The organism is Bradyrhizobium sp. USDA 336 (assembly GCF_044908355.1).
Taxonomy (GTDB): domain Bacteria; phylum Pseudomonadota; class Alphaproteobacteria; order Rhizobiales; family Xanthobacteraceae; genus Bradyrhizobium; species Bradyrhizobium yuanmingense.
The window spans coordinates 7,396,531-7,420,068 of record NZ_JBIYDC010000002.1 but is presented as its reverse complement, the minus strand read 5'-3'; the positions used below and the strand labels follow the sequence as shown (position 1 = coordinate 7,420,068).

Annotated in this window: 15 protein-coding genes and 2 pseudogenes; 7 read left to right on the top strand and 10 right to left on the bottom strand. The window is 57.7% G+C overall.

Features of this window, described 5'->3' with window-relative positions; translation table 11 throughout:
* The first annotated feature begins 761 nt into the window (after positions 1 to 761).
* A pseudogene (locus ABIA45_RS35645) lies at positions 762 to 2,256 on the top strand (NAD-dependent succinate-semialdehyde dehydrogenase).
* Positions 2,257 to 2,602: 346 nt separating this feature from the next.
* Here ABIA45_RS35645 and ABIA45_RS35640 read toward each other — a convergent pair.
* The 3 genes from ABIA45_RS35640 to ABIA45_RS35630 form a co-directional block, all read right to left on the bottom strand.
* A complete protein-coding gene (locus ABIA45_RS35640; RefSeq protein ID WP_404655817.1) occupies positions 2,603 to 2,821 on the bottom strand; it encodes a hypothetical protein in 219 nt (72 codons plus the stop codon).
* A 2-nt stretch (positions 2,822 to 2,823) separates the two neighbouring features.
* The gene (locus tag ABIA45_RS35635) at positions 2,824 to 2,907 is read right to left on the bottom strand and encodes a hypothetical protein (protein ID WP_404655815.1); all 84 of its coding nucleotides are present in this window, start codon (positions 2,905 to 2,907) and stop codon (positions 2,824 to 2,826) included.
* A 901-nt stretch (positions 2,908 to 3,808) separates the two neighbouring features.
* Complete coding sequence (locus tag ABIA45_RS35630; protein WP_404655107.1) at positions 3,809 to 4,696, bottom strand: LysR family transcriptional regulator; 888 nt, start codon at positions 4,694 to 4,696, stop codon at positions 3,809 to 3,811.
* 104 nt (positions 4,697 to 4,800) lie between these two features.
* Between ABIA45_RS35630 and ABIA45_RS35625 the strand changes: the two genes are divergently transcribed.
* Positions 4,801 to 6,300, top strand: coding sequence for a CoA-acylating methylmalonate-semialdehyde dehydrogenase (locus tag ABIA45_RS35625; protein WP_404655106.1), 1,500 nt, complete (start codon positions 4,801 to 4,803; stop codon positions 6,298 to 6,300).
* A gap of 122 nt (positions 6,301 to 6,422) precedes the next feature.
* Here the strand turns inward: ABIA45_RS35625 and ABIA45_RS35620 are convergent, their stop codons facing one another.
* On the bottom strand, positions 6,423 to 7,151 hold the full coding sequence (locus tag ABIA45_RS35620) for a GntR family transcriptional regulator (protein ID WP_404655814.1): 729 nt from the start codon (positions 7,149 to 7,151) through the stop codon (positions 6,423 to 6,425).
* A gap of 180 nt (positions 7,152 to 7,331) precedes the next feature.
* The gene (locus ABIA45_RS35615) at positions 7,332 to 9,044 is read right to left on the bottom strand and encodes a thiamine pyrophosphate-binding protein (RefSeq protein ID WP_404655104.1); all 1,713 of its coding nucleotides are present in this window, start codon (positions 9,042 to 9,044) and stop codon (positions 7,332 to 7,334) included.
* A 207-nt stretch (positions 9,045 to 9,251) separates the two neighbouring features.
* Between ABIA45_RS35615 and ABIA45_RS35610 the strand changes: the two genes are divergently transcribed.
* A complete protein-coding gene (locus ABIA45_RS35610) occupies positions 9,252 to 10,010 on the top strand; it encodes an SDR family NAD(P)-dependent oxidoreductase (RefSeq protein WP_404655102.1) in 759 nt (252 codons plus the stop codon).
* 217 nt (positions 10,011 to 10,227) lie between these two features.
* On the opposite strand, the pseudogene ABIA45_RS35605 reads toward ABIA45_RS35610, so the two are convergent.
* Both ABIA45_RS35605 and ABIA45_RS35600 read right to left on the bottom strand, forming a co-directional pair.
* Positions 10,228 to 10,681 (bottom strand): annotated as a pseudogene (locus ABIA45_RS35605) (nuclear transport factor 2 family protein).
* A gap of 864 nt (positions 10,682 to 11,545) precedes the next feature.
* Positions 11,546 to 13,060 carry a porin gene (locus ABIA45_RS35600; protein ID WP_404655101.1) on the bottom strand — a complete coding sequence of 505 codons (1,515 nt, stop codon included), beginning with the start codon at positions 13,058 to 13,060 and terminating at the stop codon, positions 11,546 to 11,548.
* A 464-nt stretch (positions 13,061 to 13,524) separates the two neighbouring features.
* Here ABIA45_RS35600 and ABIA45_RS35595 point away from each other — a divergent pair, with 464 nt between their 5' ends.
* Positions 13,525 to 14,013 (top strand): MarR family winged helix-turn-helix transcriptional regulator, encoded by a 489-nt coding sequence (locus ABIA45_RS35595; protein ID WP_404655100.1) that lies wholly within the window; start codon positions 13,525 to 13,527, stop codon positions 14,011 to 14,013.
* On the opposite strand, the gene ABIA45_RS35590 is transcribed toward ABIA45_RS35595, so the two are convergent.
* Positions 14,008 to 15,042: an alpha/beta hydrolase family protein gene (locus tag ABIA45_RS35590; RefSeq protein WP_404655099.1), complete on the bottom strand. Its 1,035-nt coding sequence runs from the start codon at positions 15,040 to 15,042 to the stop codon at positions 14,008 to 14,010. The genes ABIA45_RS35595 and ABIA45_RS35590 overlap by 6 nt on opposite strands.
* Positions 15,043 to 16,250: 1,208 nt before the next feature.
* Here ABIA45_RS35590 and ABIA45_RS35585 point away from each other — a divergent pair.
* Positions 16,251 to 16,991, top strand: coding sequence for a class II aldolase/adducin family protein (locus tag ABIA45_RS35585; RefSeq protein WP_404655098.1), 741 nt, complete (start codon positions 16,251 to 16,253; stop codon positions 16,989 to 16,991).
* Positions 16,992 to 17,595: 604 nt separating this feature from the next.
* Here the strand turns inward: ABIA45_RS35585 and ABIA45_RS35580 are convergent.
* Complete coding sequence (locus tag ABIA45_RS35580; protein WP_404655096.1) at positions 17,596 to 17,841, bottom strand: hypothetical protein; 246 nt, start codon at positions 17,839 to 17,841, stop codon at positions 17,596 to 17,598.
* Between ABIA45_RS35580 and ABIA45_RS35575 the strand changes: the two genes are divergently transcribed.
* Positions 17,834 to 18,832 carry a cyclase family protein gene (locus ABIA45_RS35575; protein ID WP_404655094.1) on the top strand — a complete coding sequence of 333 codons (999 nt, stop codon included), beginning with the start codon at positions 17,834 to 17,836 and terminating at the stop codon, positions 18,830 to 18,832. The two genes, ABIA45_RS35580 and ABIA45_RS35575, sit on opposite strands and share 8 nt — an antisense overlap.
* Before the next feature lie 1,536 nt (positions 18,833 to 20,368).
* Here ABIA45_RS35575 and ABIA45_RS35570 read toward each other — a convergent pair.
* A complete protein-coding gene (locus ABIA45_RS35570; protein WP_404655093.1) occupies positions 20,369 to 21,073 on the bottom strand; it encodes a hypothetical protein in 705 nt (234 codons plus the stop codon).
* Positions 21,074 to 22,573: 1,500 nt separating this feature from the next.
* Between ABIA45_RS35570 and ABIA45_RS35565 the strand changes: the two genes are divergently transcribed.
* A complete protein-coding gene (locus tag ABIA45_RS35565) occupies positions 22,574 to 23,473 on the top strand; it encodes a LysR substrate-binding domain-containing protein (protein WP_404655092.1) in 900 nt (299 codons plus the stop codon).
* Positions 23,474 to 23,538 lie beyond the last annotated feature (65 nt).

Genomic DNA, 23,538 nt, shown 5'->3' with positions numbered 1-23,538 from the left:
CGCTCGAATTCGCGGGCAATTTGTCCGGACTCCAGGAACGTTTGTGACAGCGCTGTGACGTGACGCTAGTTACTCCCATTCAACTCTCGTTGCGCCCCGCTAGCGTAGAGCATGGCAACAGCGCAGATTGCGCCTGTGACAAATAACCCCTGAAACGCCCAGCAGCTCCAGCTGCTCGATACGGCAGCTGCGAAGCGGTGAAGGTATCCAACGATCCGATCGAGACTTTGCGCATTTTGCCCTCAAGTCAGTTTGTTTTGCTACGCACCTGCCAAAACGCGCACAGCGATCCTGCTGAATCGAGAGCCGTATGTTTCCCTGCCGCTCGTGACGAGGCGCTGACTAATTGGATTGACTTCCAAAACCTGAAGCCAGCTCGATCAAACGGACGCGCGAATACACAGATCATGTTCAGGGTACCGCCGATGAGCAGCCCGCGAACTCGAATATTCTTGTGAAGACGGCTTCAAGATCGAAGTTGCTGCAAGCTGACCGCCATTTGCGCACAAAAACTGCAAGTTATCCGAGCCAACGCCGCCAATCCTCTCAACCAAACGAGTATGCGATGTCTCCTTGCACGATTTGACGACGTTTCGTGCAAGGTGGGGGTTGCCAGCGAGTTCATCCACTCACTGCGCTTCTTTCAGTGCCCTTCGGGGCGTTTCCTCCCTGACTCGGCCGCGCGGTATCTCGCGCGGCCCTTTTTCGCTATCGATAGTAGTACCGGATCGCTCGGATCCGACAGCCCAAGGAGTAACGCGATGACCTCGACCGCCGCCGCAAGAGCCGAGCCAGCCTCGTCGAGTCTTCGCGAGCGTCTCAAGGACCCGGCGCTTCTGCGGGAGGCCTGCTACATCGATGGCGCATGGGTCGGCACGCCGTCACGAGCGGTGACAAATCCCGTGAATGGCATCGAGCTGGCAAAAGTCCCCGTCATGAGCACGGCTGAGACGACGCAGGCGGCCGAAGCCGCCAGACGGGCGTTTCCGGCTTGGGCCAAGCTGACGGCCAAGCAGCGCTCCAACATCTTGCGCAAATGGTTTGAGCTGATCGCCGCCAGCCGAGAGGACCTGGCGCTGATCCTCACCTCCGAGCAGGGCAAGCCCCTCACCGAGGCGCTCGGCGAGGTCGATATCGGCGGTGCCTATGTCGAGTTTTTCGCTGAGGAAGCTCGCCGCGTCTATGGCGAGACGATCCCGACCCAGCGGCCCGACGCGCGCCTGCTCGCGATCAAGCAGCCGATCGGCGTCTGCGGCGCCATCACGCCATGGAATTTCCCGTGCTCCATGATCACCCGCAAAGTGTCGCCCGCGCTCGCCGCGGGTTGCACCGTGGTGCTCAAGCCCGCAAATGAAACGCCGCTCTCGGCCTTGGCGCTAGCGGCACTGGCTGAAAAGGCCGGCGTGCCGAAAGGCGTCTTCAACATCCTCACCGGCAACTCGTCAGCGATCGGCAAGGTGCTGTGCGAGCATCCGGCGGTGCGCTTCGTCGGCTTCACCGGATCGACCGAGGTGGGCAAGATCCTGTATCAGCAGGCCGCCGTCGGCGTGAAGAAGCTCGGGCTCGAACTCGGCGGCAACGCACCTTTCGTGGTGTTCGACGACGCCGATGTCGATGCGGCAGTCGAGGGCGCGATCATCTCGAAATATCGCAATATGGGTCAGACCTGCGTCTGCACCAACCGCCTCTATGCGCAAGATAAGATCTACGACGAATTCGTCGAGAAACTGGCGAAGAAGGTGGCGGCGATGAAGATCGGTGACGGCACCGAAGCTGGGGTCGTGCAGGGGCCGCTGATCAACATGGAAGCGATCGAGAAGGTCGAGAAGCATATCACGAACGCGGTCGAGGGCGGCGCGACGATCGTCACCGGCGGCAAGCGTCACGCGCTCGGCGGCAGCTTCTTCGAGCCGACCGTGCTCGCCAATGTCAGGTCCGATGCGCTCGTCGCGTACGAAGAGACCTTTGGCCCGCTTGCGCCGGTCTTCCGCTTCAAGGACGAGGCGGATGTGATCGCCATGTGCAACGACTCGTCGTTCGGCCTCGCCTTCCTATTTCTATTCCCGCGACATCGGTCGCGTGTGGCGTGTGGCAGAGGCCCTGGAATCCGGCATGGTTGGCGTCAACACCGGTCTGATCACGACCGAGGTCGCGCCGTTCGGCGGTATCAAGGAAAGCGGGCTGGGCCGCGAAGGCTCCCGTCACGGCATGGAAGAATATGTCGAGATCAAATACGTGATGATGGCGGGGCTTTGACGCCAGGTATTTAGCCGCGCTCGAGCCCGATCTCGCGATGTCCACGTTTGGGTTTCCGCCACACCATCGTGTCATGGCTCATATCGGCCTCCTACGGATCTAATACCCGGAAGCTAAGGCTACGTCGTTTTGGTAGGCGCCGCTTTGTCGACCATGCCATGCCAGCCATGGTCCGGGCGTGCCTTCTCAGGACATTTCTCTCCCTCTCTTGGTGGCATAAACTTCGTTGGACTAAATCATCTTGAACGAGTGCGGATGTCATGCCGGCAGCAGCAATATTGTATTTGCATCAGCCGAGTTGACATAGGCTGCCACGCAAAAGATCGCCCTACTCCTCAAAGGTCTTTCAGGAGGCTTGAAGTCGGCCCAATCGAGCAGGTCGAGGTACGCTAGCTGATCCACGGCAGCCAAATGTTGTTTTGCGATCGCTAGCAGCCGAGCTAAGTCTTGCCGGCGCGCGCGCCAATCCTGCTTGAAACTGGTCCGCCGCAGCGAACAGACCGCGGCTGATGGCGAGCGCCCGCTGACGTTCTTGCTGCCCGAGATGGCGATCGCGGGGACTCAGTGCTAGGCGATCGGCCCGCCCCCCACGGTTACGGTGATGATCTCTATCGAAAGATCAAGATCAGCCGTCATACGACGCAGGACCACGCATTGCTGGAAGTCCTTGTTCCGAAAGAATGCGACATCAAGGCTGCATTATATTTGAATAGTTTGCATCCAACGGTTGCAACAGCTCGAAAGTATCTCGGGCTGAAAGCCTCCGCAGAGCGACTTTGCGAGTTTGCCAGGCTCAACAAAGGTTTCAAATCCAGCCGGATAGATGTCCTTAAGATCGGCGTAAAGGGGATCGCTATCCCGGCACCTCGGCATAACTTTTGGTCGCGCAGGAAGCCGCCGGGAAGTGCCGAGATCGTCGTTTGTAGCGACTTGAGTGGGGGTGTACGAAAATGCTCACGAGGCCGACATCACACTGCGCCCTGCCCGCTTCGGTCAGAGCCGGGCCCGTACAGACGGCCTATTGTGTGAACGAAAGCGGCCCGCTTGTCCGGCTTACGAATGTGACGGATTGCCTGCCGAAGTTCGGCGACTGTCCTGATGGTGATCCTCTGAAGCGCTCACTTCGCTCTCGAGGGTATCCACTGCGCGGTAGCCTCGTCGCAGTCATGAGAACAACCGGTAGGGTTCGTCTGCGTCTGGGATGGTGAGCGCGCGCTCCGAAGAGGGGAGAGACATGGCCCTCGCCCATCGTGAGCATCCAACCTGCGGCATGCAGTTTTGTCCCGGTCCGTACTGCCCCAGAACACCAGCTGCTACTGGCGAACTTTCTGCGACTCGGCCACATCTAGAATCAGGATCTGTCGCCGGCAACTTGGGGAGTTTGTCCCTCCAGCGCTTCGCACTCAAGCCGCCCAATCCGAGCGTTGAGGACAAATATCGTGTTCCTCGGGAGCATCTTCAGTTTCTTCCAGCTGCGACTAACTTGCGCCATGTACCTACGCATGTTGGCCAGCCGAAGACCACGGCCAGCGCCTCGGTTGATGCACTCCGGCTAGTCCGACGCGAAGCCGGTTCTAACGGCCTTCACCGACGCGACAATGAACCGATGAACTTCCTGCACCCGACGCGTTTCGTGAGTATCAGGATGAGAAGTGAGCCAGTAGCTTCGTACGAAGCGCACGTCAGGAAGCAAACGCTTCAGCTCTGGATAACGACAGGCGGCATAGTCGTGCAAAATGCCAACACCGTGGCCGCTTCGCACGGCTTCCATTTGGGCGACTACGCTGCCGCACTCATATCGGCGCGACATCAGTCTCCCAAGTGCCGAGGCGTAATCGAGGGCCTGGCTGTATGCGAAGTCCTCAACATGGGTGACGAACAGCCGACCTGTCAAGTCAGACTGCTTCTCGATCCGGCCTTCGCGCACCAGATAGCTTTCGGCCGCATAAACGCTGAGCGTGTAATCGGTCAGCTTCGACAAGATTAATCGTCCCTGCTTTGGCCTGTCGAGAGTAATCGCGATGTCGGCCTCTCGCCGCGACAAGGAAAAGGTGCGTGGAAGGGGCACGAGTTGGATAACTAACCCCCGATGTTTGGCGGCGAGTGCACCCAGTCGATCCGCCAGAAAATAATTACCCAAACCGTCGGGTGCACCGACACGCACAGTACCAGTGATTGCTTCATCGGCAGCGGCGATGCTGCCGCCCACCTTTAGAAATTCGCTTTCGGCGCGTTCGGCTGCTGCCACAAGGGATTCGCCTGCCGCCGTCAATGCGCAGCCTGAAGTATGGCGCTCAAGGAGCTTGACGTTGAGACTCTTCTCCAAGGCCGTGACTTGACGCGCAACGGTCGCATGGTTCAGCCGCAGATGCTTTGCTGCTTTTAACAATTGACCAGCACGTGCGACTTCCAGGAAGATCCGTACCCTCTCCCAATCCATGGACGACACTTTCTGCACAACGGAGCCGCGAATTCAGCCGTTGATGCGCAAACTCATGCACTTAATAACAGGTGTGATCAAGCGTTTTGCAGAGGAGCATCGGCGTGTCCGCAACCATTTTGAACTTTATCAATGGTGAACTGGTGCAAAGCGGGAGCGGCAGGACATCTCCGGTGTTCAATCCCGCAACTGGTCAACAATCCGGTACGCTGGGTCTTGCTTCAGCGGACGAGGTGAGAGCTGCGGTTGCTGCAGCGCGGGGCGCCTTTCCTGGTTGGGCCAACACGCCTCCATTGCGGCGAGCGCGCATTCTCAACCGCTTTTTGCGCATTCTTGAAGAGAGGCTCGACGAACTTGCAAGTGCCATCACAGACGAGCACGGCAAGGTGCTCTCGGATGCCAAGGGTGAGGTCCAGCGCGGAATGGAAGTGGTGGAGTTCGCCACCGGCGCACCGCAGCTCTTGAAGGGGGAGATCACGGAGAACGTCGGCACGCGGGTTGATAGCCATTCATTGCGGCAGCCGCTGGGTGTTGTCGCCGGTATCACGCCATTCAACTTTCCGGCGATGGTCCCGATGTGGATGTTCCCCGTTGCGCTCGCCTGCGGCAACACCTTCATTCTCAAGCCATCCGAGCGCGATCCCTCCGCTTCCCTTATTCTGGCGAAATGGCTGGAGGAAGCAGGTCTGCCCCGAGGGGTCTTCAACGTCGTGCAGGGCGATAAGGAAGCAGTTGACGCGCTCCTCACCCACCCCGATGTTGCGGCCGTGAGCTTCGTCGGCTCGACCCCAATTGCACGCTACATCTACGAAAGCGCTACCGGGCATGGCAAGCGTTGCCAGGCACTCGGCGGCGCCAAAAACCATATGATCGTCATGCCGGATGCCGACATGGATCAGGCCGTGGATGCCCTCATGGGCGCGGCTTACGGCTCAGCCGGCGAGCGCTGCATGGCGATTTCGGTTGCTGTGCCGATCGGCGAGACCACTGCCGAACGCCTGATCCAAAAGCTGGCGCCCAAGGTGCGCGCGCTGAATATCGGTCCTGGCACCGATCCTGAAGCCGAGATGGGGCCCTTAGTGACCAAGCAGCATCTGGACAAAGTGCGCGCCTATATCGATGCAGGTGTGGCGGAAGGGGCTGAGCTCGTGGTCGATGGGCGCGACTTCAAGCGTCAAGGTTATGAAAAAGGTTATTTCATCGGGGGCACACTGTTCGACGGTGTTACAACGGACATGAAGATTTATCGGGAAGAGATCTTTGGCCCGGTTCTAGCGGTCGCTCGCGCGAAGTCCTACGATGACGCAGCCGAAATGATCAACCGACACGAATTTGGCAACGGCACAGCGATATTTACCAGGGATGGCGACGCGGCCAGGGAGTTCGCGCATCAAATCCAAGTTGGCATGGTCGGCATCAATGTACCAATTCCGGTGCCGATGGCATTCCACTCATTCGGTGGCTGGAAGTCATCTCTGTTCGGCGACCACCACATGCATGGTCCGGAAGGCATTCGCTTCTATACCAAATTGAAGACAATCACGACCAGGTGGCCGACCGGTATTCGGGCCGGAGCCGAATTTGTAATGCCGACGATGGGATGACTTTTCGGGCGACCAACCGTTTGCTCCGGACGCGCCCGAGCGCGCTCGATACGACCCGCTCGGTGCTGTGATGTTCGTCACACGCTGTTCAATCGTGTCGGAGAGTGGCTCGAACGGAGCCGTCAGTTTGCGTCGACTGTCGAAAGCGACTTTCGCTTGTTATTCTTGTCTTCTGCTGGCTGGTTCAGCCTGATAACGGCCTTCTCGAGGTATGTGCTGGCCCAGAGTATGTCGTTAGCGAGAGCAAGGCGGGCGCCCGCACCATCTTTTGCCGCCAGGCTCGCAAGGATGGATCGGTGTGGATGATCCTTCGCCGTTGTGGATGCACTGAAATCATTAAGCGTAAGAAGCGGACCGATCTGAACCCACAGGTTTTCAATCAGTCCGCAGACCACAGGCAAGTCTGACGATCGATAGATCCTGAAGTGAAATTCTTCGTTGATCGCGAGGACGGCCTGCACGTCCCGCTGCCGTCTTGCGAACATCAGTTGGTCCTGCATCTTTTCGAGCACAACGATGTCGCTCGGTGAGATATTGTTCGCAGCAGCTTCCGTGGCACGACCTTCCAACTCAATTCGAATGTCACGAATTTCCCTGAAGCGGGCCACGTTCAGGACTGGAACCATCATCGTGCGGGATTGATGGGGAACAAGGCCGCGCTCGGAAGCCAGCCGCAAAAGTGCCTCTCTCACAGGAGTGACACTGACGCCAAGCTCCTCGGCCAAGGGTTTCAGAAGAAGCCGCTGGCCAGGCCGAAACCGGCCAGCCATAAGAGCTTTGCGAAGCATCAGATATGCTCGCGCATGTAAGTTGTCGCGTCCAACGGGGAGCCAATCAAGTCCGCTGGGCATGGGAAGCGTGGGTGAGGAAACAGAGGACTCTGCGTCTCGAGATCCTGTTTTTCTCATTTTTTGTTCGTTCCCGTCTCAACTGCCGCGACGGCCTGCTCCTAATATGGCCAAGTCCGTGTATCACAGCGGTGGCCCGCGTGGGCCCCTTTTAAGATATGTCTGGGCGAGGGGAGTACCCTGCTAGCTTCCGGAGGGCGGGCTCCACGGCAAGGGAGCGAGCGCCTCAAAGTCCGTCACCACATCGATCACTGCAGGCTTACCGGACCGGCGCGCAACATCGAATGCCTTCGGCAAGTCACCGGGCTTATCGACCCGCACTCCGAAGCAGTCGAAATCGCGCGCGATCTGCGCGAAATCCGTGTCACGATAAGCGAAGATCTCCTCTTTATTGCCCTTCCTTCCTTCGTAGGCAATGTCGATGTTTCTCCGGCCCTGTCCCAGGCAATGATTGTTGTTCACGATCGTGATCACGTTCAGGCCATACCGCCTCGCCGTCTCCAGCTCGGGAAGATGATACATAAATCCTCCATCGCCGGTTAGGCAGACGACCGGACGATCTGGCATCGCACACTGAACGCCGAGTGAAGCAGGAAAGGCCCAGCCCAAGGAACCCGCGGCACGCAGGTAGCCCTGAGCCGGATCAGTGAGATAGACGAGCGTCCCGCTCCAGTGCGAAGCGTAGCCGGTGTCGGCCACTAGCATCGCATTTTTCGGAAGCCAGTCCGAGATCTCCCGGCACAGACGTTCAGGCCTGATCGGCGTCGCCTCAGAGGACCGCGCGATCTCCGCTTTCAGCCGCCATTCGGCGACGTAATCTGCGACCTTTTGCAGCCACCCTGCCCGCGCACGAGACGGTAGTTCCGAGCCGAGGCGCTCAAGAGCCGCCTTCGGATCAGCGTGGACGCCAATTGCCTCTGGGAAGTTGCGACCAAGCTCCGCCGGATCGATGTCGATCTGTACAATCTGGGCCTCGGGTCGGGGCAGCTTCCAGTGGTTGGTGATCATGTCGCCCGTATCGCTGCCGACATACATGACAAGGTCCGCCTCGTGCAGAATCCTATTTGCACAGGATCGCGAGTAGGTCCCAGCCACGCCGCCATTCTGAGGATGAAACTCCGGAAGAGCGTGTTTCGCATCAAGCGACATCACGACGGGAATTCCCTGCTGCTCGACAAACGCCTTCAAGGCCCCTTCGCCGCCCGACATCATCAAGCCGGCGCCCGCGAGGATCACGGGGCGCTCCGAGGCTGCGATCGCGGCCGCAGCACGGCTCATCGATTCAGCATCCGGAGAGGGACGGAAAGCCGGCACCTTCGCGAAAGTCTCTTCAGGAAAGATGCTGGCTGTGAATTCGGCGGCGCCAACGATGTCCCCTGTATAGCCGGTGATATCGAGATGGACCGGGCGGGAAGCACCCGTGGTTGCCTCTCTGAATGCTTGACGCAAGAGATGAGGCAACTGTGCGACCTCATCCACGCGACCTCTGAACTTCGTAACGGAGGCGTAAAGCGGCTCGTGTGGAAGCTCCTGATAGGCGTTGCGGTACTGGTAGTTGGCCGCGTGGCGACCCGTCAGCGCGACGACAGGCGCGTAGGCAAACCATGACTCTTGGAGAGCCGCGGCAAGATTGGCTGCTCCGACCGACTGCGCCATGCAGACGGCCGGGCGACGCAATGCGCGCGCATAGCCGTCCGCCATGTATGCGATTCCCTTCTCGGAGTGCCCGAGAATTCGCTTGATGCCAAGGTCTTCCATCTCGGTGAGCGCGCGTCGCAGAACGGCGTCCATGAAGAAGACGTGCGAGATACCCTTCGCCTTGATGGTCTCGGCAATGAAGCGACCTCCGGTCATGCGGCGGGCCGGCTCAGCCTTCGACAACTTAAACTTGCTCATCTTATCCTGTCTCTCTATCGGTTTAGCGCTGAAACATAGGCTCAGGCCGGCATTTAGCCTTTCCTGAAAACCAGCCGTCGCGCATCATCTCGCGTTGCGCGAGCTTTTTATATGATATAAAAAGTCTGTCAATTCGCGGTCGGCGCCCGTGCGGGCGCTGAGCTGCGCCCGTGCGGCTCGCTTATGAGAGAAACCAAAGGAGAGACCATGATCCGCTACGACCTGTCGGGAAAAAGAGCGCTCGTCACCGGTGCCGCCTCAGGCATCGGCTTGGCGACTTTGAAGCGGCTGGCAGTGTCGGGGTGCAGTGTTGCGCTGAACCACCTTCCCGATGATCCAAGGGGGCCTGAAGAAGTAAAAAAGCTTCGGGCGGACGGTTACGATGTCTTCGGCGTACCGGGCGCGATCGGTAATGGAAAGGAAGCAGAGCTGGTAAACGCCGCCGTCAACAAAATGGGCGGGCTCGACCTCCTCGTTAACAATGCTGGCACGCCGGGAGCACGAAAATCCATTTCGTCTTCTGATCTCGACCTCATTACTGACGAGCTGTGGTCGACGGTGTTGGACACAAACCTCATCGGGCTTTTCCGATGCACGCGCGCGGCTGCACCATCGTTGCGACATTCCAGAGGTGCTATCGTAAGCTTGGCGTCAGTGTCAGCATTGACCTCGAGAGGATCCAGTTTGGCCTATGCGGCAAGCAAGGCCGGTATCATTGCGATCACGCGTCATCTTGCGCAGGGTCTCGCTCCAGAGATCCGGATCAACGCGGTGGCGCCGGGCGCGGTTGACAGCACCTGGCAGATCGAATGGACCGAAGCGCAACGGCAAAGTTCTATTGAGCGAACTCCCCTGCGGCGCAGATGCATTCCCGAGGATATTGCCGAAACCATCGTCTATTTGGGCTTTGCAGCGCCCATGATCACAGGACAGACCATCGTCATAGATGGCGGTCTAACACTGTAGCTACGGCCCGATTCAAGTCTGAAGCTTACGACATCATTGAACATCATTCTGCTTTGGATTGGATCGAATGGCAATAGCCGACCCTGAAATAGCTGCACGAAGTCGGATCACCGCACCCAACATCCGACCCAGCCGCGCAAGATAGCTGGTCACTGACAGCAAAGTCGCGTGAACCGGGCTTTGCCGTCGGGAGACTTGGTGTACGGAGAAACCCTGTCTAACGCGTTTCCGCCACGCAGCTACCGATGTTCGGCAGATGAATTGAGCGGCCGAGGGCCTGCTCGACGAGGTCAAACGTGTCGATGAGCGCACGCATATTGATGAGCCCGGGCGGCCTCGAACTGGCCGAACTGGGCAAGGTGCAACGCAATTGGCTTTTTGGAAGCACGCGTTAGTAGCGAACATCGCAAAATGGAGGCCGCAGAATCCAACCCGAGTATAGTCGTCTCGCGGGCGAAACGCCGCAACTGGATATTCCCGGCGACATGACGGATGACTTCCAGCACGGCATGCTTGCCGTGCCGGCTGCCCAGAAACGGAAACATATCAACGGGCCCGTAGAGCGCCCAGTCGACGTTTTCGTGAAGCAGACCCTCTATTTCCGCGAAAGATTGATCGTTGATCGCGCGATGCAGGGCGCGCGAGAAACGCCAATAACAATGTTCTGTCATGCGGGTTCTTCCTGCAGATCCGACTTGAGAAGAGAAGCGGCTGCGTTGGCGTTATCGGAGGAACTCAAATGTCAACTGATTTCATTTATTCGGGGCGCGTGAATTGTGCATGTAGCAAAGCGGGCTCGGATAAGCCGATCGAGAATTGAATTTTCCGCGCGTTATGATGGATCGGTTATCGGAATCGAGCTCAGACGTGAAACACTTACCAGCGGATCCCCGCACGCGGTAATCCGGAAAAACGCCGTGGTGGGTGGCCGGCGTGAGTTCTGCGTTTCGCTCGATGCCCCCCGCGCGGAACTCTTCGGCCGAGATGTAGGCAGTCTGGCCGCTGACCATTTCCGTCTGGACCTAGCCGGGATTTAGCAAAGAGGCCAAGATGCCGTCTAGGGTCCGCCGCGCGACAGCGCATGCAGCCGCTCCTCACAACTTATTTTGTCTGCTCGCGCGCGGAGAATATAGACAGGCGTGAGGCCGAATAGCTGCGAAAAATAAAACCAAGGTGCGGAAATTATGCGGGTGGTACGCCGGAATTTCCGAGAGACGGTCCGGGGCACACGGTCCACGGTAGCCAGCAGCGGTTGAGCGACATTCGGGGCTACAATGGCTCGCAAGAGCAGCGAATTTCTTTCTGCTCGCGCCAAGGCTTGCCGCATCGAATCGTGTACGCACGCTCTGTCGGTTTACGGGTAAACCGGATGGTCCATCATCCTCAGACCGAGTGGACCGCTCTTCATAGCTGTAACCAAACAAAAGTTCGACGGCCTGCTTCTGACGAGAAAGGCCTCCGGCGGGCATGCCGGAGGCCTTCTTGGAGGTTAACTCAAGAGCCTGTTGTTTGCTCCTTTCCTATACAGCGACGATTTAGAAATTACGTTGAGCGCGGAGCAGCAGCACAAGGCTGTTCTGATCCTTCAGCTCATAAACAGTAGCCGGCTTTGCGATACCCGACTGCAACGGAAGGGTCACGGTGCTTCCTCCCGCGTATTTCTGGTCGAGCATGAGGTACGCGAGTTCGCCGGTGAAGGCCAGATTTTTGATCGGAGTCCAGGACGTCTTCGTACCAACGACCGCATAGTTAAAGTCGGGGTTGCAGCCGGCAGCACCGGTCGACAATGCAAGGCTTGTGACGAACGCACCGCAGATGTACCCCTTGGCCGTGTTGTTGTACCTGACAGCAGCCCACGCGCCGAAGATAGAGGTGTTCCAGTATGGATCCCAATTGTGGGTGTAGCCACCGTTGAAGCCATAGGTCGTGGTCAACTCTTGGCCCGCTCCGGTGACGAACACGGAGTCAGCCACGCCCGCAAGTCCTAGACTCTGGTAAGCGCCCGCCGCGCCCGTGCCGCCATACATCGCGAAACTGGTCGACAAATAGTCCTGGAAGACGTAACGGCTGGCACCGTTTGCATACACGCCGGTCAAGTTGATCGTGTCACCTGCGCCAGTCGGGATATTCTTAATCGACAATGCCAGCTGACCAGCCCAGCCCCATTTGTCGCCTGGATGGCCGGTCGGTTCAGCAGCACCGTAGTAGGCAGCATGATTGTCGTGCGCAGCGACCGAGGCCTGGAAAAGACCCCAGGCCTGATCGACGCGAACCATCGCGACGAGGTCTGGAGCTCGCGAGCCTCCAATGTCGTTCGCACCGTACACACCGGCAGCCAGGCCCGCGGCTGTCGCCCCACTCACGTTCCAGATATTGGTTGTGTAATTTTGGACCTGATCCTGGGCCGAGAATGAGGCTGTAATTCCTTGACCGAAATCAGCGGTATAGGTGAACTGGTTAACCGGATCCCAACCACTTCCCGGCAGCTCTAGGTTGTTCGCGGGGTATTGGGCCCAAGGAGTCCTGAACTGAGACTCAGCCTTACCGACCGTGAAGCCAGCGAACTGAATAAAAGCGTAGTAGACGCCAAGCGAACCACCAGCGATCTGGGCAGCAGGTGACGTGGTATAGGTTGTTGCGCCATTCACACCAGTCGTGCCTGCACCAGAATAGCTGCCGGTTCTCCAGGTGAACACACCCTCATAGTAGGTCCGGACCACGCCCCACTCGGTCGCAGTGCGCGTATCGATTCTCAGACCCTGGCGCGCCAACGTCGAGTAGTAGTTACTCAGGCGGTTCCGAGCGCCCGGCACGCCGCTACTGGGAAAGTCGAAGTGAGAGCTGCCTCCCAAGACCGCATCGGCACGCAGATAACCACCGAGCTTGATGCACGTGTCGGTACCCGGGATGTAGAAGAATCCCGCGCCATACAGCGAGCAGATCTTCACGTACTCGACTGCCTTAGCCTTGACCGGCAGATCGGCCGCCTGCGCGCTCGCGCTCGCGAGCATGGCCGCAGAACCGAGCATGAGACTCTTCGTCAGTTTCATTGATGAACCTCCAAGTTGGAAACCGCGTTTCCGTCCTTCAAAGATCCGCTAACAGCTCCACTCCAGGCGGACCGCTTGACGGAACGACTTCGAGGACCCCCTCGCTGTCCTGACGAGAGATACTTTCCATCATCAATTGCAGCAATCAATTAATTTTGCCAATCACGTCTTTGCGTCGTACCGTTGCCGATCGGCAACACGCACGCCATTACGCCCGGGATTAACCCAAAAACAAAGCCCTCGGGGGGCATCCCGAGGGCTTGTTGGAGATTTCTCATTGAAGCAGATCGATTTAAGGCCTTACGATCGTAACATTGATACCACTAGTCAATTGCATTAGTCAATTGATAAATTTGATGGCGGGCATGCTCTGAGTGGGCTATTTCAGACTTCGCGAGATTGGATAGGATGCAGCGGACTCCGCTCACGCTCGCCGCCGCGGACAATCAGAACTGGCACAAAGAATGAAGATGGCCACGCAACAGCAATTTGACAGGGCTGTAAAGGACCTGATCTGGAACATCGTCGAGATCCGCGCTCAACTGGAAGAGATCGATAAGAGTTGGGCGGAATTAATCGGTATAAGCGAACCTCAATGGCTGATGCTGATGGCGATCGATGAACTCGACCATGGCAGCGGTGTTTCCGGCATTGCAGTCGCCAATAAACTGGGATTTCACCCCGCATTCATCACGACTCAGACGAAGAAACTTGAACAGCTGGAATTTCTTATCCGCGCAACCTCGCCTGATGATGCGAGATTCTTACAGATCTCGTTGACCCCGAAGGTGCGGACGGAAATTGCTAAGCTGTCGGACAAGAGACGAGCCGTCAATTCGACGATTCTAAATGGCTTGGATGAGGAGTCGCTTGCGTATCTCAATAAGCGGCTAAACGCGATTGCCAAGAACAGCCGATTGGCATCTCAGAAATTAAGTCTCGGGCTGCTATGAAGCTGGCGCGCGATCGAGCTTGCGCTCGAGCCATTCGAAGACGGCCTCATCGCATGCTATGAAGTTCTCGAATGCCCCCTCTGGGGTCCGTGGCATTAACAATTCCAGGTCAATGCTTGCCCAAGCGCAATCAGCCTCTAATTTTATTGCCTCAGACGCGTTGAAAACACAGCGCTCGCCAGCAACGACGAGAATGGGGCATCTTAACTTCCTCGCCAAACGTGATCGTTGCGTCGTGGACAGCCCCGCGTCCGGAGTCTCAGCAGTCCTAGTCATCCACTCAATAGATGACCGAGTCCGGGTCCAGCTCCAAAGCCCCCCGTCGCAAATCGCCGCAGACACGCGGCAGTCAGTCGCAGCAAAATTGGTCGCGAGCGCGGCTGAAAGGCCTTCTCCGTAGATTGCCATTCGAGACGCATCAATCTCCGGCAGGGTCGACAAATGATCCAAGCAACAAGAAAGCAATATTTCTGAAGGTCCAAGCCAATGACTTGCGACATCATCGTAAGAGACGACGAGAACCGCCATGTTTCGACCAGTTACAAGGGGCAAGAGTCTACCAAGCAGGACCCCTGCGGTTTCTTCTTCCCGACTGATACAAACAATTGCGGGGACGCACGAACTGGAAGTACCGGCGGGCACGTAGTAGGCAGACAACTCGCCGTGATCATAGAGTGTGACTTGGACACGCTCCACCCTTTGATCTAAGGATCCGAAGCCTTCGACGCTGGCCTCCAGCTTGGCCACAACGTCCACCCTTTGCGGGTCGTCTTCATCGGATAGTCGCCTGGCAACTTCAAATGCGGTCAGCGCGCAAAGCCAGGCATGGGCAGCTTCATCATGAGTACCTCTTTGGACGCTAAGATTGGCGAAGAGGCAATGAGCGTCTCCGATGCTTGTCCATTTTGCAGCACAGTTTCTCCGGCTTGCAATGTCGCTTTCCTGATCAACACCATCAAGGAACACGACAGCACTTTGCCGCGTGGACACAAGATTGCCTGTCAGTTCAGGCCAAGCAGCGCGCAACATCCGTTTCATCCCTTCAGCGCGAGTCCTCAAAACCGCTCAGGATTGCTCTAGACAACCCCAACGGGAGCTTCGTATAAGGCCAATCAATCCACGGTGACTGACCGGCCGGTGGGTTCTGCTATGCTCATTTTTCGATGATACGATTCCTCCGAGCTGAGGATCGCCGATGTGCGGCCATTTGCCGCCGAAATTCCGCTTCATTTTCGCGAAACGCGCATTTTTTCGAGTTCGAATCGGTTGCACGCTCGATCGATCGACAACACGTCAAGTGCCGATGCGCGTCCTGCGTTTTCGCAAAGCCCGCGTCCTATGTCTTGCGGCTTTGAGCCTTCCCGAATGGAGGCGTCTGATGGCGCAAGAGCGCGTAGGAAAGTCTTGTGTCCGCCACTGCCAACCGGATCGTTCTGGCCGGTATCGTGCAAGATGCGCCGGTCAGATTGAGCTATCGGCCGTCGAGGGTTCTCAAATGAACCTGCCCGTTGCCACATTCGTTGCCCGATGAAATCGCCCCCCTCGGCCTGCGAAAGAGGCTTGATCTCAAAAACTGCAAGTCTTCGTAGGGGTATGCAGATTTTCGGCTACACCAGTAAGAATATTCGGGGAATCCCGCCTGAAGCCGCCTTAAGCTGTGACGACGCAACGATCGCGACGGCCCCGCGCGTAGGCACACGAGGCCGGTCGCGGCGATGCGGCACGTGGCCCACGTAGCTGTCGATGCGCTGACGAGTAGGCGAAGGAGGAGCGGTTGCGGATCAGTTCGGCGTGTGGGTTCTCAAGCCGAGGTCAGTGGCGATTGCGGCATCAGTAAACATGTCGATGTCACCAGTGCCGCTCCGCCTATGGCTAGCCCTTCGCAAACTCGGGGCGTCAGAAGCGAACGATGGTGATCGGCGACATCGAAGGGGGCTAGGTCTTCAACGATGGCTGAAACGTGCTGCGCCACTTCTGTATCGGTCCGAACAACGCGGAAATTGCCACGTGCACACGGCTCCACCCATTCTGAGCTCACAGTCGTTTGTTCGAGCGCGCGGCGCTTTGCTCGCGGCTCCGGCGTCTTCCTTGCCCCTAGGCGCATAGCAGTCGGAGTTTCCAGCTGAGGTCCCTTGTCAAAGGCAGAACAGGCAAGTTGCGTGGTCTGAGTCGGAGGCCGCATTCTGCCAGGAAACACGCCTTGTAGAGTGGCAGGCTTATTTCAAAAGGAGATGAATATGCCCAATTTCACGCCCCAGGAATGGCAGATCCGCTGTGATCTGGCTGCGGCCTATCGACTGATTTCTTTTTTCGGCATGGACGATTTGATTTCGACTCATCTGTCGGCGCGCTTGCCGGGCGCAGAACCTCGCTTTTTGCTTAATCCTTACGGCCTAATGTTTGATGAGATTACGGCTTCGAGCCTGGTCGCTGTCGATCCGGAAGGGCATGCGATCCAGAGGGAGGACGAGTCCAAGATTAACAACGCCGGTTTCACGATTCATTCGGCGGTGCATATGAATCGTGATAACGCTCACTGTGTCATTCACACACACACGCTCGCCGGCATGGCCGTGGCCGCACAGGGACAAGGGCTGCTACCATTGAATCAGAAATCAATGTGCTTTTTCGGCGGGGTCGCCTATCACGAATATGAGGGCGTTGCGCTGGATCTTAGCGAGCGCGATCGCCTTGTACGCGATCTCGGAAAGAAGGATGTAATGATCCTCAAGCACCACGGTTTGCTCACGATCGGGCGAACGGTCTCCGAGGCCTTCCTAAACATGTATCTCTTGGAACAATCTTGCCGCATTCAGATCGCGGCTACACAGGGCGGTCAACAAATCGTCCTACCTTCCGAAGGTGTCGCCGCTCACACGGCATCGCAGTTCCACGAACACGGATACAACAGAAGCGCGCGCCCTTGGGCGGCACTCAAGCGCCGGCTCAATCGGATCAGCCCGGACTACGCAAGCTGACTATTCCCATCATGGACAATCCTCCGGCCCGACTGGTCGTTCCGCGCTATTTCCAGGTGACGGCGGCCAAACAGCTGGGAGCTTCTCTGCAATCTGGCAGTCGTCTCGTTCGTCGTGGCACCAGTGGAGTTCGGTGAGCGATGCATACAATCGTACTTCCAAGGTGGTTTGCTGGCGCGCCACCCAGGCACTGGAGGGCATCCAACGTAAGTGCTCGGATCAGGCTCGAGGACTCGAACTTGGAGAGCGGAGCTGGTTTGCTATTCCGCCGAACGTCCTTCTCCCTCGCGAGGTTGCATCATTCGCGCCGCTGCTGGTCGTTTTGCACGCTCGCTCCGCGAAGCCCGTCGGAGTCGGCGCGTTCGTTTCTGGAACTCTACAAGTAACAGGCTAACAGCCGTCTCGCTTTCTTTAGGCTCTACCGCGATAGGGTTCGACTCGGATTGTACGATGAAACGGACGCCGGCGATCCTGCAAGCGAAAAAGAGCATGGGGCGATGCGGGTGAGAGCTTCTTTGATCGTAGAGCTCAGCGCATACACGAAAGAGCGCGCGCGAATGGATCTCCGCCGGTGGCTTTCACGGAACTGCTATTTGATCCAACCTTACTTCCTTGGAGCGCCTGATTTGTCCTCCTCGATCGCTGAGAGCTCCTTAGATTCGATGCCGCGCGCTTGAATGAAATACTGCACGTCCCCTGCTTTGGTGCAGAATTTTCTTGTTAGCATCATCGATTTGAACAGCTTGGTGCCGCGGTAACCGATAACGTGCTTTGAGCAGAGCATGTCTGCATGGGAAGTGGTTTGTTCGCAGCGGGCTTGCGATGAACGAGCTCCTGTTGAGATGGACATTCTGCCAGATCATCTGACGCTTCCCAAGTTGATGCAGAACAGGAGGTTCTCAATGCGGCCGGTCAATTTCGATCATCTCGCCGATAAGCTGCGCAATTGGGGGCGGTGGGGCGAAGCGGACCAGCGGGGTGCACTTAATCACATCGGACCCGAAACGTTGAGGAACGCAGCCGCCGAGGTGCGCCACGGCAAGCTCTTCAATCTCGGCCTGCGGTTCGACCGCAATGGGCCCCAATTGGGACGCAAGCGGTTCAACCCGATGGTCTACGCAACAGACCTTTTTACGCAGATGGGCCCCGGAGCAGCGCCAGGTGTCTGTTTTTCCGATGACGTCATCCACATGCCTCTGCAGTGTTCCACACAATGGGACGCTCTCGGTCACGTCCACTATGACGGCCAGCTCTACAATGGGTGCAACGCGCGCGAATGTATCACGGAAAATGGTGCGCTAAAGATGGGCATCAACCATTTGGCAGCACCTGGCATTGTTTCGCGAGGCGTACTCGTTGACGTCGCGCGGCTAAAGCGCCTTGAGCGGTTGCCGCTTGACTACGCGATCACAGCTGATGATTTGAACGCCGCATGCGAGAAACAAGGCATAAGCGTGGGCACGGGCGACATTCTTTTGGTACATACCGGCCACATGCTTCGGTTCACCGCGGACGGGGACCGGGATAGCTTTATGGGCATGCAGCCGGGCCTCAGCTATACTTGCGCCGAATGGGCTTATGAGAAGTCGCTAGCAGCCATAGCTGCCGATAACATGGCGGTGGAGATATTAGACGCCGAGAGCACGGGTTCGGAAATGCCCCTTCCTTTCCACATGCTCGCGCTAAGAGACATGGGCTTGCCGTTGGGCGAGATGTTCAATCTTGAGGCGCTGGCTGCCGACTGCGCTGCCGACGGCCGCTACAGCTTTCTGCTCGCAGCTCCACCTCTGGAGGTGACTGGTGGCTTTGGTTCGCCCGTCAACCCGCAGGCGTTGAAATAGGATGCACGTAAGATCGACGGGCTGGCGGGCCTTTCGAAGTCGACGCTCAGAAGGTTCACGTTCGACCCGGCGCTTAGTCGTGCCCCTTTCCGCAGGCCCACGTGGTTCCAGAATTAGCAGGGACCCTCTCGCAGCTCGCGCAAGGCCTTGCGGTGGAGACGCCAACCGGATGTCTTGCCGAAATTTGCAGCGAGAACCTCGGCCTCGCCGGCGCGGGTCGGAATCCCTCGTAGGAGACACCCGCAACGAGATGGCCCTCAAAAGATTGGCCGATTGCATTTCGCTGATGAGAGAGATCGCTATCTTACGAGTTTTGCCGGAACCTAGCCGTGATCAGGGAAGTGGCATAGACACGGACGTAAGCTGAGCTAGGCGGGCGAGGCGGCGTATCGAGGCGGGTGTCGAGTCTGCCAGAACCTCTCACGGAAAGCGAAACGCCATGGGAAGACTTCCAACGAATAAGACTGCCAACTTCCTCGCTTTCCGTTAGCCGGCGATTGACGATCCACTGACAGAAATTCTGCGGAGCGGAGCCGGTGAGCTGCTCGCTGGGGCGATTGAGATCGAGCTACAGGCATTTCTGTGGAAGCGGCAGAGCTGAACCCGCGGATGGCCGTGCCAGGTTTGTGCGGCACGGATTTAGCCCTGCGCGTGTTGCCACGGGCATCGGCGCGACCGCGGTCGGCCAGACCAAGGTCAGAGACCGTGGTGCGACCGGCGCTGATCGGATCCGCTTTACTTCGGCGGTCCACCTGCTGCCGATCCTCTATGGCATTCAGAGCTCCCGACCCCACAAGCGCTTGCGGAGCGGCAGAACATCGGCCGACCCGAAGTGTCCTCGAACAGATTGATGACCTCATGGCCTGCCAGAGAATGGCAAATCCATCACTGTCTTTCGCTCTGTGTTGGGCGGCAGGACACCGTTGTTCGGTCCCATGCGGCAGGCAGTCGGCCCCGCTCAGTTCGCCGACTTGGCTGCAGCTGACGAGGGAGCCTCCGTGCTCCACCACTTCCGAGCAGAGCGCATTATGATGGATTCTTCTGAACGGAAGCCCGGACATCAGCATGCCCATGTTAGTGGGTCCGTCCAGGTGGACAGTTTGTCCATGCCTAAGCGCAGCTCAGTGGATTTCGACGCTCACGACGACCATCCGGTCGCAATCGACCTCGTCGGCCGTGAGTCGCAGCCGCGGCCGTCGGCTTGCCGCCACGCTAAAACCTTGGATTGCCCAGTCGATTAGATCGCAGTCATATCTAAGCGACAATTTCGATTTGGGACCTGCCAGAGTTGAGACGGCGGTTGCGCAAGCTCGCCCGCCCCTCTCGGACGAGAGCATTAAGGTTGCCGCAACCACTGGTTAACTCGCCTTCCGACAGCTTCCGACCCAGGCCGTCGACGAGAAGAGGACTAGTCATGAGCTTTCGTGAACCGCGCGTCAGTGGCCACATCCAAGTTTCCCAACATGACGCCCCTGGCCAACGGTATGGGGCCTAACGCGCCAACGTATCAGTTGTTTGGGTAACACGTAAAACGCCTCAGGCGACGGACGCCATCGTCATCCGGCAGAGAGTTATGATGTCGTAAATGGGTAGCTTTGTGATATGGCGGGTTGTCGCCGTTACTAACGGAAACGCTGTACATTCAAAAAGGAGAACTGCGATCTCGGGATGCGCAGCACGAAGTCGCGCAATGCAGGCAGCGACATCCGCCTGAATATCGGCGACATCGGTCGGCGATGGCGGACGTTTCATCTCGTTCTGCCACAACTTGCCACCTTCGACGCCTCCGACAACTACCCTCATCCGCTCGCCCGGGTCACTGATCCCCAGCAGATCTTCGCCGCAATGCCTCGAGTCAGCGCTCAGCACCGCGAGCTTTGCGGCGGGCGGCAGTTGCCGGAGCAATGCCGGCGCAAGCAGCAGGCTCGACATCACCACGGGGACATTCACCGACGCGGCAACTGCCCCTTGATGCCGGATAGAGAAACCGCAGTTTGAGCTGATTGCGACAGCGCCTCGTCCGATCAGGCGCTGGGCAGCTGCGATGTAGGCCGGCTCGAGCGATGGATCGCCGTGGATGACAGCATCTGCCCAAGCTCCCGCGACAGTTTCCACGATGACTGGGAAGTCGAAGGTGGTCGGATGCAGCAGCGAACCCGGCCGCGGGACCGGTGGGGCGGCACCGCGCGGCAGTCCGATTTCGAGTTTTAAGACTCCGAGAGAGCGTTGGGTCTGCACCACTAAAGTCTCCGAACGTCGTGGAGTCTATGATGACAGTGTTCCACCGAGCTCAGTCACATACCAGAGCTTTAGAGAGCACGACAAACATTGGCCCGAAAGCGCACTGGCACAGCTCAATGCAACAATCATAGTGAAGCTTGCGAGCGCTTCCACGCGTCGGTCTCAATCCGCAGACCGGATCAACCAGGTGCCAAAAAGAGCATCGACAAATGCTGATGTATTTTGCGCATCTGCGTGATAGATGGCCCGTGCCTTCCTCTGGTGAGATGTGCCGCCAGATCGTCCAGAAACGTCATCTTTGGGCTTCTTGAGACCGGCATCACGAACAGCGCATTGATCTTCTAAGCTCTCGATACTGAAACCTTGGCCTGAGGCGCAGGCTGGTGACCACACGTTTTACGACTGAGATGATCTCAGCAGTGCTTAACGAGCCGGTTCGCTCCCTGACCGCAAGAGGCGACATGGCTTGCGCTCTAGATACTTGAACGGCCACGACTGGCTTGCTCCAGTTGTGCATTGTTTAAGGTTCTGGTGGCACGATCGAGTTCGTCATTCCCCCAACGCCACGAACGTTAGACATAAGACGCGAATGCATCGTATTCATTCTAGAACTCCTCTCATGGCACTCTCCTTCGTAGGTAACATCAGCGGAGTGCTAGTTCGGCAGGGGGTCATTTCGGAAGACTTTATGCTGTGACACGCGTCTTCCGGATTGGCTCCGCCTACTTACCTGAGAAAACAGAACAATGAAGCTACTAAGGCTGGTAGTCTTCAGGGATCCAGCAGCACCTCCGCAACCCGCCATGCAGGCCAAGATTTCGGAACATCTGGAGGCCCTCTCGGTGTTTCGATGAGTGGTGCGTTTCGGTGAACGGCTCTCAAAGCCCGAGCTTCAACACTGAATGTGCAGCTAATGTAAGCTGCCTGCGAGTTATCGATGTTGGGAGCCGTCACAGGCTCTCACGCTTTGGCCGAGCCCGTAGCTCTTGAGCCGATCATTGGGGACAGCCCCGCTTGTGAGCCGAGCATTCGGGACAGTACTGCATGTGAGAAAGCCGCGGAACACTTCAAGGCATCCGAGCTCCCCCAATTTGGCCCAGTGTTGTTGCCGCTCAGCAGCAGGAGACGCGAACAGGTCAACCGCCTTGAACTTTCTTTCGTGCTGGAAAAGAGCTCGCACGCAATAGCGATCGACCAGTGATCTTGAACCCTGGCGCCATGTATTTTTGTCGGAAACCTGACAATGATCAGCGGCTTTTTGCGCCGGAGGTCTGCGATCGCACCGATCCGCACTCCTGCCGCGCGAATTCTTCCATGCACGGCCTTCATGCCTCTCTTAAAGATCTGACCAGCCGCGCATTCGATTCGCGCTGTCGGATGCGCAGATCATGAGAGGGAAAACTCTGTCACCCTCCCCAAGCTGGGCGTCGGAAACCGCGGATGTGCACGATATATTCTTATCTCCTGAGGCTTGTTGTCGTTGTTCGTCTGGAAACGCAAGTGCAGCATTTAGACCCCGGTCTTCTGCGGGCCTTCGTGATGGTCGCAGAGACCAGCAGCTTCACGAAAGCAAGCGAACACCTATTCCGGACCCAGGCGGCGATCAGCATGCAAATCAAGCGACTAGAAGAGCGCATCGGAAAGCCGCTCTTTGTGCGAGGTCCATGCGGCGCTCAGCTCACCACCGCGGGCGAGCTGCTGATTCATTACGCCCGCCGGATACTGCTTCTAAATGACGAAGCGCTTGCCAAGCTCTCGGCTTCTCCGTCGGACGACGTAGTGCGCATCGGCGCATCGGACGACTGCGCTCGCATTCTTTTGCCCCACGTATTGCTGTTGTTCAACAAGTTTTGTCCAAATGTACAACTGGATATCGTTGTCGAAAATCGGCTCGATTTGGTTCGGGAAGTTCGGGAGGGAAGAGTGGACCTCGCCCTAGTGGTCCGGCATTCGGAGGCCAGTGATGGAGAGCTGCTCCGACGAGAGAAACTCCATTGGATTACATCGAAGCAAAACTCGCCGCACGGGTACGATTTATTGCCTCTAGCGCTCTTTTCTAGTGGTTGCCTTCGTCGTGAGATCGCTCTGCGGGCACTCAAGGAAGCCGACCGAAGGTTTAAAATCGTCTTGTCGAGCGGCACAATGGCTCCCATTGTCACTGCAGTGTCGGTCGGCGTGGCTGTCTCCGTAGCGCAAGAGTCTATCATACCAGCCGGTGTGCGCCAGCTTATTGAGGCGGAGGGGCTTCCATCACTCCCTACTGTTGACCTTGTTCTGTATCGCGCTCCAGGCCATCAACCCCGTCCCGCAGCAATGCTCGCGGAGCACATTCGCCTATCGTTAAGGAGGTCGACACCGTCGTCGGAAACCTTGCAGGCGGCGCGGTCGGCGGCCGAATAGCGTGGCCATTAGCGAGACGTATGTTCCCATAAGTGCTTTTGATTTTTGTCGATGAGCGAGATTAG